We start from the raw sequence: 13,030 nt of genomic DNA on the forward strand, positions 1-13,030 counted from the left end.
CGGCGCCCCTCCCCGGGGGCGCCGCTCTGCTGCGCCGGGCCGCCCCGGCCGTCGCGCTCTTCCTCGCCGTACGGCTGGCCGGGCTCGCGGTGCTGGCCCTCTGGACCTCGTACGAGGGGCGGGACCCGGTGGCGCTGCTCGGGTACTCCTGGGACTCCCGCTGGTACAGCTCGATCGCCGCGCACGGCTACGGCCACACGGTTCTCGGGCCCAACGGGCGGGTCTTCAGCGACCTGGCCTTCTTTCCGCTCTACCCGGGCCTCGTGGCGGCTGCCTCCACCGTGCTGGGGATCACCGGAGGCGGCGCCGGGCTGCTGGTCTCCTGGGCCTCGGCCGCGCTGGCCGCCTGTGGGATCCACGCGGTGGGCGAGCGTCTGTACGGGCGCCGCGTGGCGGCTCTGCTGGTGCTGCTGTGGGCGCTGCTGCCGCACTCCGTCGTGCTGTCGATGGCGTACACCGAGCCGCTGCTCACGGCGTTCGCCGCCTGGTCGCTCTACGCGTTGCTGACCGGGCGGTGGCTGTGGGCCGCGGCGCTGGCCGTCGGCGCGGGGCTCACCCGGCCCAACGGGTACGCGGTGGCGGCGGCGGTGTGCGTCGCCGCGCTGTACGAGATGGTCCGGGGCCGCGCACACCGGAGGGTCCGCGCCGCGGCGGTGATCGCACCGCTCGGCTGGGCCGGGTACGTCCTGTGGGCCGGGGCGCGCACCGGCGATCTGCTCGGCGGGTACTTCACCGTGCAGGACGGCTGGGGGTCCCGGTTCGACTTCGGCGCGGGATGGCCGCCGCTCCTGGAGCAGATCGCGCTGGGTGAGCGGCCCCCGGCGGTGCTGGTCAGCGTGGCGCTCGTGGGGATCGCCGCGGTGCTCTTCGTGCGGCTTCTGCGGGACCGCGGCCGGCCGCCCCTGCCGGTGCTCGTGTACACGGGCGCGCTGCTGCTGGTGGTCGCGGGCGACAGCGGGTTCTTCGAGTGCAGACCGCGCTTCCTGCTGCCCGCCTTCCCGCTGCTGCTCCCGGTGGCGTGGGCCATGGCGAAAGCCCGGCCCAGGACGGTGATCGTGGTGATCACCGTCCTGGCCGGGCTGTCGCTCGGCTACGGCGCCTATCTCCTGACGGACGCGGACGTGCCGCTGTGAGGGCCGTTCGAGGCGACTCCGCTCAAGACACGGACTCCGCCAGAGCACAGGCTCCGCTCAGGCGTCGTCGCCCGGCTCGTCGTCGCCCTTGCCGGACTCCAGGTCCTGCTCAAGACCGAGCTGGTCGACGAGCCACTTGTCGAACTCGATCGAGGCGCGGACCCAGCTGACCGTGGACGACACGAAGTGCTCCAGGGCCACGCCGGTGCCGATGAGCATCTGCGCCTCACCGATGAGCCGGACGCTGCCGTCGTCGTGGGTGTGCGTGTAGACCTTGGGCCACAGCGTGCGGCGGTTCCAGTCGTCGATCAGCTCCAGGAGCTGGATCTTCTCCTCGATGCCGTGCGGGCGGTCGTAGAACGTCCGCACCGAGAAGACCTGCTGGTCGTCCTCACCGCGGAACATGAAGTACGTGCGGAATTCCTCCCACGGCGCGGCGAGGTCGCCCTCGTCGTCCAGGACGTACTTCAGCTCCATCTGCTCAAGGAGCTGCTTGACCAGATCCTGGTCGGGAACGACGGGGCCCGCCGGTCCTGAATCCTGCGGATCGGGCTGGCCCCCGAAGTTCGGAATGGAGGACGGGTCGATGGTCATCTTTGAATTGCCCTTCGTACGAGTTCCGCCATCCTCTCCCATGGCGGGCGGGGCGTGGCAACCCCCGCCCCGCACTATCGGCCAGTATCCGCTCCCGGCTTAGCCCGACCACCCCCCGATGGGCCGACCGGTGTCAGCCCACCCGCTCGGCCGCGGACTCCGCGCGCCCCACGATCAGCCCGTCGCCGACCCGGTCGACCCGGACCGTATCGCCGTCGGTGACCTCGCCCGCGAGGATCTCCTTCGCGAGCCGGTCGCCGATCGCCGTCTGGATCAGCCTGCGCAGCGGCCGGGCGCCGTACGCCGGGTCGTTGCCCTCCTCAGCCAGCCAGGCCAGTGCCTCGGGGGTGACGTCCAGGGTCAGCCGCCGGTCGGCGAGGCGCGCGGCCAGGCGGTCGATCTGGAGACCCGCGATGTGCGCCAGCTCGTCGCCCGACAGCGCGGAGAAGACCACCAGGTCGTCGAGGCGGTTGAGGAACTCGGGCTTGAAGGAGGCCCGTACGACGGCGATGACCTGCTTCTTCTTCTCCTCGGGCTTGCTCAGCGGATCGACCAGGTACTGGCTGCCCAGGTTCGAGGTCAGGATCAGGATGGTGTTGCGGAAGTCCACCGTGCGGCCCTGGCCGTCGGTGAGGCGTCCGTCGTCCAGGACCTGGAGCAGTACGTCGAAGACCTCGGGGTGGGCCTTCTCCACCTCGTCGAGCAGCACCACGCTGTACGGGCGCCTGCGCACCGCCTCGGTGAGCTGGCCGCCCTCCTCGTACCCCACGTAGCCGGGAGGCGCGCCGACCAGCCGGGCCACCGAGTGCTTCTCGCCGTACTCGCTCATGTCGATGCGGACCATGGCCCGCTCGTCGTCGAAGAGGAAGTCGGCGAGCGCCTTGGCCAGCTCGGTCTTGCCCACGCCGGTCGGCCCCAGGAAGAGGAACGAGCCGGTGGGCCGGTCGGGGTCGGCGATGCCGGCGCGGGTGCGGCGTACGGCGTCGGAGACGGCGCGGACCGCTTCGGTCTGGCCGATCAGGCGCCGGCCCAGCTCGTCCTCCATGCGCAGCAACTTCTGCGTCTCGCCCTCCAGGAGACGGCCGGCCGGGATGCCGGTCCAGGAGCCGACCACATCGGCGATGTCGTCGGAGCCGACCTCCTCCTTGACCATGGTGCTCTTCGTGTCGGCGGTCTTGGCCGCCTCCTCCTCGGCCTCGGTGGCCGCCTCCAGCTCCTGCTCCAGGCCGGGGATCTCTCCGTACAGCAGCTTGGAAGCGGTGTCGAAGTCGCCGTCGCGCTGGGCGCGCTCGGCCTGGCCGCGGAGTTCATCGATGCGCTCCTTCAGCTCACCGACACGGTTGAGGCCCTCCTTCTCCTTCTCCCAGCGTGCGGTGAGTCCGCGCAGCTCCTCCTCGCGGTCGGCGAGGTCGCGGCGCAGCTTCTCCAGGCGCTGCTTGGACGCGGCGTCCGACTCGTTCTTGAGGGCCAGCTCCTCCATCCGCAGCCGGTCGACGGAGCGCTGGAGCTCGTCGATCTCGACGGGGGACGAGTCGATCTCCATCCGCAGCCGGGACGCGGCCTCGTCCACCAGGTCGATGGCCTTGTCGGGCAGGAAGCGGGACGTGATGTAGCGGTCGGAGAGAGTCGCGGCGGCGACCAGGGCCGCATCCGCGATCTGGACCTTGTGGTGGGCCTCGTACCGGCCCTTGAGCCCGCGCAGGATCGCGATGGTGTCCTCGACCGAGGGCTCGGCGACCAGCACCTGCTGGAAGCGCCGCTCCAGGGCGGCGTCCTTCTCGATGCGCTCCCGGTACTCGTCCAGGGTCGTCGCGCCGACCATGCGCAGCTCACCGCGGGCCAGCATCGGCTTGAGCATGTTGCCCGCGTCCATCGCGGAGTCGCCGCCCGCGCCCGCGCCGACGACGGTGTGCAGCTCGTCGATGAAGGTGATGACCTGGCCGTCGCTCTCCTTGATCTCGGCCAGGACGGACTTCAGCCGCTCCTCGAACTCGCCGCGGTACTTGGCACCGGCGACCATGGCCCCCAGGTCCAGGGAGATCAGCCGCTTGTTCCGGAGGCTCTCCGGTACGTCGCCCTTGATGATCCGCTGGGCGAGGCCCTCCACGACGGCCGTCTTGCCGACGCCGGGCTCGCCGATGAGCACCGGGTTGTTCTTGGTGCGCCGGGACAGCACCTGCACCACCCGGCGGATCTCGTGGTCCCGCCCGATGACCGGGTCGAGCTTGCCGTCTCGTGCCGCGGCCGTGAAGTCCGTACCGAACTTCTCCAGCGCCTTGTACTGACCCTCGGGGTCGGGTGTGGTCACCCGGCGCCCTCCCCTGCTCGTCTCGAACGCTTCCAGCAATTTCTTGGCGTCGGCGCCCTGCTGCGTCAGCAGTTCGCCGGCGTGGCCGCCCTTGGCGGCGATCCCGATGAGCAGATGCTCGGTCGAGATGTACTCGTCCCCCAGTTCCTTGGCCCGCTTCGACGCGTCCGCGATGACGGCGAGCACCTCACGGTCGGGCTGCGGGGGCGCGACCGTCGAACCGGTCACGCTGGGCAGCCCGCCGAGCAGCCGCTCGGCCCCGGACCTGATGACCGCCTGGTCCGCATCGACGGCGGCCAGCAGGTCGACGACGTTCTCGTTGTCCTGCCCCTCCAGCAGGGCGAGCAGCAGATGTACGGGGGTCAGGTCCGGGTTGCCGTCGGACACGGCGCGGCTGTTCGCCGCGGTGATCGCGTCCCGGCTCTTGTTGGTCAGCTCGGCGTCCACGTGTGCGCTCTCCTCCTCGCGGGGCGGGTCCGTCCCTGCAGTGACTCGGTGCGATGGCTGTGTGCCATGCCCAGTGCGTAAGGCTCAGTGCGTAAGGCTCGGTGCGGTAAAGCTCAGTCTGCCTGGTGATGACTCAGTGATGACTTAGCGATGACTCAGGCAACGTGCATAAAGTTGAGTCTATGCCACTCAACATCTATTGCACAGGGCCGACGCCCCCTGGCCGACAGGATCTCTGCCACACCCCGGACGGCGGGACAGCGGGGGCCGGGTAGGTTCGCGCCCATGGCCATTGACCCACGGAACCCCGATCCGCCCTACCTCAGCTTCTGGCGCGAATTCCATCGCTGCACGTTGACGACCCCGCGCCCGGACGGTTCACCGCATCTGGTGCCGGTCGGCGTGACGTGGGAACCGGAGGCCGGGATCGCCAGGGTCATCGCCAACAAGAAGTCGCGGAAGGTCGCCAACATCCTGGCCGCGGGGCCCGAGGGCGCACGGGTCGCGGTCTGCCAGGTGGCACCGGGCCGCTGGGCGACGCTGGAGGGGCGCGCGCGGATCCGTACGGAGCCGGACGCCATCGCCGACGCGGTGCGCCGTTACGCGGAGCGCTACGGGCGCACACCGACCGAGAACCCGGACCGGATCCTGATCGAGATCACCGTCGAACGGGCGATGGGCCGCGCCTGACCGGCGGCGGGGGCCATGTACGCAGCACAGCGGCGCCACCGTGTTCAGGTCACGGTGGCGCCGCTGTGTGGGGGAAGCACCTGAGCGATCTTTTACGACGGGGGAATCGCGTCAGGCACTGCGGGGGATAGCTGTGGTCGGCTCGGCGTCGAACAACTGGTGGTCACGCCGGTCGAGGTTCACGAACACCATGCCGTAGCGAACGGCACAGCGAACAGGCTGTGGGGCGCCCCGGGGTTTGCGCAGACACCGGTAGGCGCGGACGTCACCATCATCACCGTCGTCCTCGCGTACGACGACCACCGGCTCACCGAACAGGGTGACCATCAACGAGTCACCACGGTGCGGGATCGCCGTGACGAGGTCGATGAAATGCCACCCGGAGCGGTAGGCGACAGCCATCTCGCGCTGGAAGACTCTGTCGTCCGGTGGGACGGTCATGCGCTTGCCGAATCGGTGGTCGCGCCCCAGCCGAGGTCGAGCGGGGTCGCCGCATGCACGCTTCCCCAGCCAAGATCGGAAGGAACGGCAGTAGCCTGCGCGCTGCCCCACCCAAGATCTGCAGCACTTACTGCACCAAAAAGCACAGTTGCGGAGAAGACTGCCGCAAGCACCGAGCGAAGCATCTTTTTCTTCATAGTGGGCTTCGTCCTCACTTGATGTGTTCCTCTCCCCCGCGTTCCTAGACGATTGCCCATCCAGGCACGTCAACGCCACAGGGACGATGCATCATGTTCCTGCACATTCATGTTCCTGGGGGGTGGAGAATTGACCACAAGCTACGCAAACATGACACATCCTCACGCCATTACGGAACTTTGCGACGAGGGCGCACGGCTTTACGCCAGCGCGCTGAGCCTCGGCAAGATCCCGCGCAGCGAGGTGGGCCCCGCCCCGTGCCTGCTGGAGTTCGCGCTGCTCCACCCCGACCCCGACGACGCGGGCTGGCTCCGCCCCGTACCGCCGTCGGCCGCGCTCACTCAGCGCCTCCACCCGATCGAGCGGGAGATCCAGGACCGTAGACGACGGTCTGTGGAACTGACCGACACTTTCGAGCCGTTCATGACCATCAGCGCGCAGAATCCGCCGCCCACTCACGCCATCACCGTGCTGGAGGGGTTCGGAAGGATCAACGCGGCGCTCGATCTCGCCACCGCGGCGTGCCAGACAGAAGTGCTGACGATCCAGCCGGGGGGCGCCCGCAGCGAGCACGAACTCACTCAGGCCCTGGAGCGAGGCAGGCCCCTGCTCGACCGCGGCATCAGCATGCGCACGCTGTACCAGCACACGGTCAGGCACAGCCGCGGCACGCTGGCGTACGTGGACCTCGTCGCCGACGGCAAGGTGGAGATCCGCACGCTCGAAGAGCTCATAGAGCGCTTGATGATCTTCGACCACACCGTGGCGTTCATTCCGGCCACCGATGACCGCCAGATCGCGCTGGAGCTGCGCCATCCGGGCATGGTCGAGTACCTCGTCAAGGTCTTCGAGCAGTTCTGGAGACGTGGCGTGCCACTCCAGGATCAGAGCCCGTACGACCCCGGCCCCGAAGGGGTATCCGGCGTACGCCTGTCCATAGCCCAGTTGCTCGTCGAGGGGCACGTCGACGAGGCCATCGCCCGCCGGCTCGGGATGAACGTCCGCACCTGCCGTGCGCACATAGCGAAACTCAGCTCGGCACTCGGCAGCAGCAGCCGCGCCCAACTCGGCTACCTGATCGCGCAGTCCGGCATCCTCGAACCGTGATCCGGGCCCGAAACCGACCCCGGACCCGGACCCGGAAACACGCAAGGCGGCCCACCAGCAGTGCCGGTGGGCCGCCTCCGCGTTCGTGATCGTGCTTGTTACGCCCGCTACTCCGGTTACTCCGGCGACCGCTTCGGCCGGGGCCGCCAGACCACCAGTGCGCTGGTCTGCTGGACGTCCTGGTACGGGACCAGGTCGCGCCGGTACGAGGCGTGGACCTGTGCCTCGCGCTGCTGCATGGCCACCGCCGCGCCGTCCACCGTCGCCGAGAGCTCGGCGACCCTGGCCTGGAGCGCGGCGACCTGATGCTCCAGCTCGATGATGCGTTTGATGCCCGCGAGGTTGATGCCCTCGTCCTGGGACAGCTGCTGCACCGTACGGAGCAGTTCGATGTCCTGGGCCGAGTACCGCCTGCCCCGGCCGGCCGTCCGGCCCGGTGAGACCAGGCCGAGACGGTCGTACTGGCGCAGGGTCTGCGGATGCAGGCCGGAGAGCTGAGCGGCGACCGAGATGACGTACACGGGGGTCTCGTCGGTCAGTTCGTAACCCATGGCAGGGTCACGGCGTCCTCGGCGGCCATTCATCTCAAGCTCCCTTCACGGCCTGGAAGAGCTCCGCGCGCGGGTCCTGCCCCGCGGTCGCGTCGCGGTACGTCTCCAGCGACTCACGTGCCTTGTCGCTGAGATCCGCCGGTACGGCGACCTCGACGGTGACCAGCAGGTCCCCCCGGGTGCCGTCCTTGCGTACGGCGCCCTTGCCCCGGGCCCGCATCGTACGGCCGTTGGGCGTACCCGCGGGCAGTTTCAGCGTGACCGGGGGCCCGCCGAGCGTCGGTACCTTGACCTCGCCGCCGAGTGCCGCCTCCGTGAAGGCGACGGGCACGGTGATGGTGAGGTTGTCGCCCCTGCGGCCGAAGACCGGGTGGGCGTCGACATGGACGATCACATAGAGGTCACCGGCCGGGCCGCCCTGCTCGCCCGGGGTGCCCTTGCCGCGCAGCCTGATCCGCTGGCCGTCGGAGACCCCGGCCGGGATCCGGACCTGCATGGTCCGGGAGGACTTGGCCCGCCCGGAGCCCTTGCAGACGTCGCAGGGGTCCTGGGCGATGAGCCCGCGGCCCTTGCAGTCCACACACGGATCGGTCAGTGAGAAACCGCCGCCGCTGCCGCGCGAGACCTGACCGGTGCCGACACAGGTCGGGCAGACCCGGGGGGTGCCGTTCTTGTCGCCGGTTCCCGAACAGGCCTTGCACGGCGCCTGGCTGGACATCCGCAGCGGGACCGTGGCCCCGTCGACCGCCTCGGTGAAGCTGAGCGTCACCTCGGACTCGATGTCCTGGCCGCGGCGCGGCTGGGTGCGGGTGGTACCGGGACCGCCGCCCCGGTTGAACAGCCCGCCGAACACGTCCCCGAGTCCGCCGCCGAAACCGCCCGCGCCGCCGCCCGGCTGCCCCGTTCCCCCGCCCGGGGTGCCTCCGAAGAGGTCCCCCAGGTCGAAGTTGAAGGAGCCGCCGCCGGCGCCGGGCCCTGGCCGGTAGCCGCCGTTGCCGAAGAGAGCACGCGCTTCGTCGTACTCCTTGCGCTTCTTGGGGTCGCCGAGGACGTCGTTCGCCTCGGAGACCGCCTTGAACCGCTCTTCGGCCTTGGCGTCACTCTTGTTGGCGTCCGGGTGCAGCTCGCGGGCGAGCTTCCGGTACGCCTTCTTGATCTCGGCCTCGGTGGCGTCCTTCGGGACGCCGAGAACCTTGTAGTAGTCCTTCTCGACGAAGTCCTTGGTGCTCATCCCCGACGTCCCTCCTTCCGGTCGCTACTGATACTGATGCCAGCCCTTACTGATGTCAGTCCTCGTCACTGATGTCAGCCCTCGTCCGGGCCACCGCTCTCCTCGTCCTGCGCGTCGTCCTTGGCCTGCGCGCCCGGCTGGGGCTCGGCCACCGCTACCCGCGCGGGACGGATGGTGCGCTCGCCGAACCGGTACCCCGGCTGCAGGATCGCCACGCACGTGTCCTCGGTGATGTCGGGCGCGTACGAGTGCATCAGGGCCTCGTGGATCGTCGGGTCGAAGGGCTCGCCCTCCTTGCCGAACTGCTGGAGGCCCATCTTCGCCGCTACCGTCTCCAGCGACTCGGCCACCGACTTGAAGCCGCCGACCAGCTCGCCGTGCTCCCGGGCGCGGCCGATGTCGTCGAGGGTCGGGAGGAGTTCGGACAGGAGGGCCGCGATGGCGACCTCCTTGACCTGGACCCGGTCCCGCTCCACCCGGCGGCGGTAGTTCTGGTACTCCGCCTGGAGCCGCTGGAGGTCCCCGGTGCGCTCGCTGAGCGCGGTGCGGACCTGGTCCAGCTGGGCGGTGAGGGCGATGTCCTGACCGTCCTGACCGTTCTGGCCGTTCTGTGCGTCCCCTGCCGGGGCCGCCGGCTCCGACTCCTTCCCGGAGTCGGGCCCGGCGGCCTTCGACGCGGCGTCTTCGGAGGTCGCGCCGGAGGGGACGTCGGGCTCCTCCTCGAAGCCCGGAGTCTCCTCCGTCATGCGGCGCCTCCCTGACGGCCGTCCTTCTCGTCGTCCACGATCTCGGCGTCGACCACGTCGTCAGGAGCCTCGGTGGCCTGCTCGGTGCCCTCGGCACCCGGCGCACCGCCGGCGGCAGCGGCGCCATCGGCGTTCGCGTACATCGCCTGGCCGAGCTTCTGCGAAACCGCGGCGACCTTCTCGGTGGCCGTACGGATCTCGGCGGTGTCCTCACCCTTGAGCTTCTCCTTCAGCTCGGTGAGGGCCTCCTCGACCTCGGTCTTGACGTCGCCCGGGACCTTGTCCTCGTTGTCCTTGAGGAACTTCTCGGTCTGGTAGACGAGCTGCTCGCCCTGGTTGCGCGACTCGGCGGCCTCGCGGCGCTTGTGGTCCTCGTCCGCGTACTGCTCGGCCTCTTCGCGCATCCGGTTGACCTCGTCCTTCGGCAGCGAGGAGCCACCGGTGACGGTCATCTTCTGCTCCTTGCCGGTGCCGAGGTCCTTGGCAGCGACGTGCATGATGCCGTTGGCGTCGATGTCGAAGGCGACCTCGATCTGCGGCACACCGCGCGGGGCCGGCGGCAGACCGGTCAGCTCGAACATCCCGAGCTTCTTGTTGTACGCCGCGATCTCGCGCTCGCCCTGGTAGACCTGGATCTGCACGGACGGCTGGTTGTCCTCGGCCGTCGTGAAGATCTCGGAACGCTTGGTCGGGATCGTGGTGTTGCGCTCGATGAGCTTCGTCATGATCCCTCCCTTGGTCTCGATACCGAGGGACAGCGGCGTCACGTCGAGGAGCAGGACGTCCTTGACCTCGCCCTTGAGGACACCGGCCTGGAGCGAGGCGCCGATCGCGACGACCTCGTCCGGGTTCACACCCTTGTTGGCGTCCTGGCCACCGGTGAGCTCCTTGACGAGCTCCGCGACGGCCGGCATACGGGTCGAGCCACCGACGAGAACGACGTGGTCGATCTCGGAGAGCTGGATGCCCGCGTCCTTGATGACGTTGTGGAAGGGGCTCTTGCAGCGGTCCAGCAGATCGGCGGTGAGCTGCTGGAACTGCGAGCGCGTGAGCTTCTCGTCCAGGTGCAGCGGGCCCTCGGCCGACGCCGTGATGTACGGCAGGTTGATCGTGGTCTCCGTCGAGGACGACAGCTCGATCTTCGCCTTCTCCGCGGCCTCGCGGAGACGCTGGAGAGCCATCTTGTCCTTGGCCAGGTCCACGCCGTGACCGTTGGCGAACTGCTTCACCAGGTAGTCGACGACGCGCTGGTCCCAGTCGTCACCACCGAGGTGGTTGTCACCGTTGGTGGCCTTGACCTCGACCACGCCGTCACCGATCTCCAGGAGCGACACGTCGAAGGTGCCGCCGCCGAGGTCGAAGACGAGGATGGTCTGGTCGTCCTTGTCGAGCCCGTACGCCAGAGCGGCGGCCGTCGGCTCGTTGACGATGCGCAGGACGTTCAGACCCGCGATCTCGCCGGCCTCCTTCGTCGCCTGGCGCTCGGAGTCGTTGAAGTACGCCGGGACAGTGATCACCGCGTCGGTGACCTTCTCCCCCAGGTACGACTCGGCGTCACGCTTCAGCTTCTGCAGGATGAAGGCGCTCATCTGCTGCGGGTTGAAGCTCTTGCCGTCCAGGTCGATCTTCCAGTCGGTGCCCATGTGGCGCTTGACCGACCGGATGGTCCTGTCGACGTTCGTGACTGCCTGGCGCTTGGCGACCTCGCCGACGAGCACCTCGCCGTTCTTGGCGAAGGCGACGACGGACGGCGTGGTCCTGGCGCCTTCGGCGTTGGTGATGACGGTGGGCTCGCCGCCTTCGAGAACGCTGACGACGGAGTTAGTCGTGCCCAGGTCGATGCCGACCGCACGTGCCATGGTGAATCCTCCAGCTGACTTGAGTGGAACTGGCTCAAGAGTGCACGACAGATCCTGTGGAGTCAACCGACCTGAGTCGAGGCCACTCAACTTTTATCCCGGCCTTATGCGCAATGCAGGAGAAGCCCTGGTGGGAGGGGGTGCGGCCGGGTTCGGCCGGGGTTCGCGGAGGCCCGGCGCCGGCCAGTACGGAGAAGTACGGCGCCGCGGACGGCACGGCAGATGCCACGAATGAGCCTATCGCCCCGAATAGGTCATCGCCCGGCCCGATCCCTCTTCCGCGGCGACCGCCGGGCCTGCCTCCGAACCCCGGCGACTTTGATCGTCATCCGTTACCGCCGGTGCGCTGCGGCGTTGAACGACACGTCAGACCGTGAATCACTGCGGCTGACCCTGAATGTTCCTGTTCCAATGTTCCAAGGAGAACGCAATGTCGCGTATCGCGAAGGCCGCTGCCGTACTCGCGGGCACCGGCGCCGTCCTGGCCGGCTCCGCCGGTCTGGCCGCCGCCGACGCCGGAGCCCACGGTGCCGCTGTCGGCTCCCCGGGTGTCGTCTCCGGCAACGAAATCCAGGTCCCGGTGCACGTCCCGGTGAACCTCTGCGGCAACACCGTCAACGTCGTCGGTCTGCTGAACCCGGCGTTCGGCAACACCTGCGTCAACGCCGACCAGGACCACCACGACCACGGCCACGACGGCTACGGCAACTGAGAGACCGGCCCGCCGGTCCGACCCAGCTGAAACGGCGGGAGGCAGCGCCTCCCGCGACCTGCGGCCACCCCCTCGGAGGGGGTGGCCGCAGGTGTGTCCGGTACGTACCGAAGTCTCAGGCGTACCGGCAGTCTCAGACGTCCGGCAGATCTCAGGCGTACCGATAGATCGACGCGTGGCTCAGCAGCGACGACGGTCTGACGCCCCACGGCTCCATCGGCTCGTCCAGGCTGAAGATCCGGCCGCTCTGCGGATCGCCCGGAGCGAGCTTCCTGGCGGGGACGAACCCGGCGTGCGGATGCGCCTTCTGCCAGCGGTCCCACACCAGGTCGCAGAAGGAGTGGTGCAGCCAGAAGACCGGGTCGTTGGGCGAGGTCGATGTGTTCATCGCGCCGCCCACCCAGCGGTGCACCAGGTTGTGGTTGCGCCAGGGCGGGCCGTCGCCGACCGACCAGCCCTCGAAGGTGTTGCGGAACCCGTTCGGCACGGTGGAGTCCCACGGGGCCGCGTCGTACAGCGGCTCCCTCATCGCGCGGGCCAGATCGGCCCGGCTCGGCAGCGACACGGGGCGGGCGGGGCGGCCGAAGTTGCGGGTCAGGAACCGGTTCTCGGTCACACCGACACTGATCTCCCAGTTCCCCTCGCGGTGTGCGAAGGGCCCGGTCATCACCTGCTGGTCGGAGCTCCGGCCGTCGCCGCCGAGGAAATCGTGGCCCCAGAGCCCGGCGGCCGGGGTGTTGTCGACCGTCCAGTCCCAGTAGGGCACGGTGACACTGGGGTCGACCGCCTGGAGAGCGCGCTCGAATTCCAGCACGAAGCGCCGGTGCCAGGGGAAGAAGGTGGGCGCCATATGGGCGACCCGCTTCCCCCGCGAGCCGTCCGGCACGTAGTACTCGCCGTGCGTCCTGACGAAGTCGTCGTACTGGCCGGAGCGCTTGACCGCCAGGACGGCCGAGACGAACCGCCTCTTCTCGGAGGCCGTGAGGTTCTTCTGGTTCTTGCGGGTGTACACG

Annotated in this window: 13 protein-coding genes; 4 read left to right on the forward strand and 9 right to left on the reverse strand. The window is 69.2% G+C overall.

From position 1 onward, the window contains the following. Window positions 1–89: 89 nt before the first annotated feature. Window positions 90–1,133 (forward strand): hypothetical protein, encoded by a 1,044-nt coding sequence (locus OG210_RS13070; RefSeq protein ID WP_328329390.1) that lies wholly within the window; start codon window positions 90–92, stop codon window positions 1,131–1,133. A gap of 57 nt (window positions 1,134–1,190) precedes the next feature. On the opposite strand, the gene OG210_RS13075 is transcribed toward OG210_RS13070, so the two are convergent. Together OG210_RS13075 and clpB are read right to left on the reverse strand one after the other, a co-directional pair. Beyond that, complete coding sequence (locus OG210_RS13075) at window positions 1,191–1,727, reverse strand: YbjN domain-containing protein (RefSeq protein ID WP_328329389.1); 537 nt, start codon at window positions 1,725–1,727, stop codon at window positions 1,191–1,193. Window positions 1,728–1,860: 133 nt separating this feature from the next. Next, the gene (gene clpB, locus OG210_RS13080) at window positions 1,861–4,482 is read right to left on the reverse strand and encodes an ATP-dependent chaperone ClpB (protein ID WP_371536509.1); all 2,622 of its coding nucleotides are present in this window, start codon (window positions 4,480–4,482) and stop codon (window positions 1,861–1,863) included. A 285-nt stretch (window positions 4,483–4,767) separates the two neighbouring features. Between clpB and OG210_RS13085 the strand changes: the two genes are divergently transcribed. Then, complete coding sequence (locus OG210_RS13085) at window positions 4,768–5,172, forward strand: TIGR03618 family F420-dependent PPOX class oxidoreductase (RefSeq protein ID WP_328329385.1); 405 nt, start codon at window positions 4,768–4,770, stop codon at window positions 5,170–5,172. A gap of 111 nt (window positions 5,173–5,283) precedes the next feature. Here the strand turns inward: OG210_RS13085 and OG210_RS13090 are convergent, their stop codons facing one another. Further along, window positions 5,284–5,613, reverse strand: a complete 330-nt coding sequence (locus OG210_RS13090; RefSeq protein ID WP_328329383.1) for a (2Fe-2S)-binding protein — start codon at window positions 5,611–5,613, stop codon at window positions 5,284–5,286. Beyond that, the gene (locus tag OG210_RS13095; RefSeq protein ID WP_328329381.1) at window positions 5,610–5,810 is read right to left on the reverse strand and encodes a hypothetical protein; all 201 of its coding nucleotides are present in this window, start codon (window positions 5,808–5,810) and stop codon (window positions 5,610–5,612) included. Before OG210_RS13095 ends, OG210_RS13090 begins: the two co-directional genes overlap by 4 nt. Window positions 5,811–5,961: 151 nt before the next feature. Between OG210_RS13095 and OG210_RS13100 the strand changes: the two genes are divergently transcribed. Next, the gene (locus tag OG210_RS13100; RefSeq protein WP_371536513.1) at window positions 5,962–6,918 is read left to right on the forward strand and encodes a helix-turn-helix transcriptional regulator; all 957 of its coding nucleotides are present in this window, start codon (window positions 5,962–5,964) and stop codon (window positions 6,916–6,918) included. A gap of 116 nt (window positions 6,919–7,034) precedes the next feature. Here the strand turns inward: OG210_RS13100 and OG210_RS13105 are convergent, their stop codons facing one another. From OG210_RS13105 to dnaK, 4 genes are all read right to left on the reverse strand, one after another. Further along, the gene (locus OG210_RS13105) at window positions 7,035–7,502 is read right to left on the reverse strand and encodes a heat shock protein transcriptional repressor HspR (RefSeq protein WP_328329377.1); all 468 of its coding nucleotides are present in this window, start codon (window positions 7,500–7,502) and stop codon (window positions 7,035–7,037) included. Between the two features lies 1 nt (window position 7,503). Continuing rightward, window positions 7,504–8,700, reverse strand: coding sequence for a molecular chaperone DnaJ (gene dnaJ / locus OG210_RS13110; protein WP_328329375.1), 1,197 nt, complete (start codon window positions 8,698–8,700; stop codon window positions 7,504–7,506). 74 nt (window positions 8,701–8,774) lie between these two features. Next, window positions 8,775–9,446 carry a nucleotide exchange factor GrpE gene (grpE, locus tag OG210_RS13115; protein ID WP_328329373.1) on the reverse strand — a complete coding sequence of 224 codons (672 nt, stop codon included), beginning with the start codon at window positions 9,444–9,446 and terminating at the stop codon, window positions 8,775–8,777. Beyond that, window positions 9,443–11,305 carry a molecular chaperone DnaK gene (dnaK, locus tag OG210_RS13120; protein ID WP_328318717.1) on the reverse strand — a complete coding sequence of 621 codons (1,863 nt, stop codon included), beginning with the start codon at window positions 11,303–11,305 and terminating at the stop codon, window positions 9,443–9,445. Before dnaK ends, grpE begins: the two co-directional genes overlap by 4 nt. Before the next feature lie 430 nt (window positions 11,306–11,735). On the opposite strand from dnaK, the gene OG210_RS13125 reads away from it, so the two are divergent. Then, entirely contained in the window at window positions 11,736–12,017 is a 282-nt protein-coding gene (locus OG210_RS13125) for a chaplin (RefSeq protein WP_328329371.1), read from the forward strand. 151 nt (window positions 12,018–12,168) lie between these two features. On the opposite strand, the gene OG210_RS13130 is transcribed toward OG210_RS13125, so the two are convergent. Next, window positions 12,169–13,029, reverse strand: a complete 861-nt coding sequence (locus tag OG210_RS13130; protein WP_328329369.1) for a tyrosinase family protein — start codon at window positions 13,027–13,029, stop codon at window positions 12,169–12,171. Window position 13,030 lies beyond the last annotated feature (1 nt).

The sequence above is a fragment of the Streptomyces sp. NBC_00466 genome (assembly GCF_041433995.1).
Classification (GTDB): Bacteria; Actinomycetota; Actinomycetes; order Streptomycetales; family Streptomycetaceae; genus Streptomyces.

Excerpts from the sequence above, each read along its gene's own strand:
- OG210_RS13095 (WP_328329381.1), bottom strand. The coding sequence starts at position 5,810 with ATGAAGAAAAAGATGCTTCGCTCGGTGCTTGCGGCAGTCTTCTCCGCA.
- OG210_RS13105 (WP_328329377.1), bottom strand. The coding sequence starts at position 7,502 with ATGAATGGCCGCCGAGGACGCCGTGACCCTGCCATGGGTTACGAACTG.
- grpE (WP_328329373.1), bottom strand. The coding sequence starts at position 9,446 with ATGACGGAGGAGACTCCGGGCTTCGAGGAGGAGCCCGACGTCCCCTCC.
- OG210_RS13085 (WP_328329385.1), top strand. The coding sequence starts at position 4,768 with ATGGCCATTGACCCACGGAACCCCGATCCGCCCTACCTCAGCTTCTGG.
- dnaJ (WP_328329375.1), bottom strand. The coding sequence starts at position 8,700 with ATGAGCACCAAGGACTTCGTCGAGAAGGACTACTACAAGGTTCTCGGC.
- OG210_RS13090 (WP_328329383.1), bottom strand. The coding sequence starts at position 5,613 with ATGACCGTCCCACCGGACGACAGAGTCTTCCAGCGCGAGATGGCTGTC.
- OG210_RS13100 (WP_371536513.1), top strand. The coding sequence starts at position 5,962 with ATGACACATCCTCACGCCATTACGGAACTTTGCGACGAGGGCGCACGG.
- OG210_RS13075 (WP_328329389.1), bottom strand. The coding sequence starts at position 1,727 with ATGACCATCGACCCGTCCTCCATTCCGAACTTCGGGGGCCAGCCCGAT.
- dnaK (WP_328318717.1), bottom strand. The coding sequence starts at position 11,305 with ATGGCACGTGCGGTCGGCATCGACCTGGGCACGACTAACTCCGTCGTC.
- OG210_RS13125 (WP_328329371.1), top strand. The coding sequence starts at position 11,736 with ATGTCGCGTATCGCGAAGGCCGCTGCCGTACTCGCGGGCACCGGCGCC.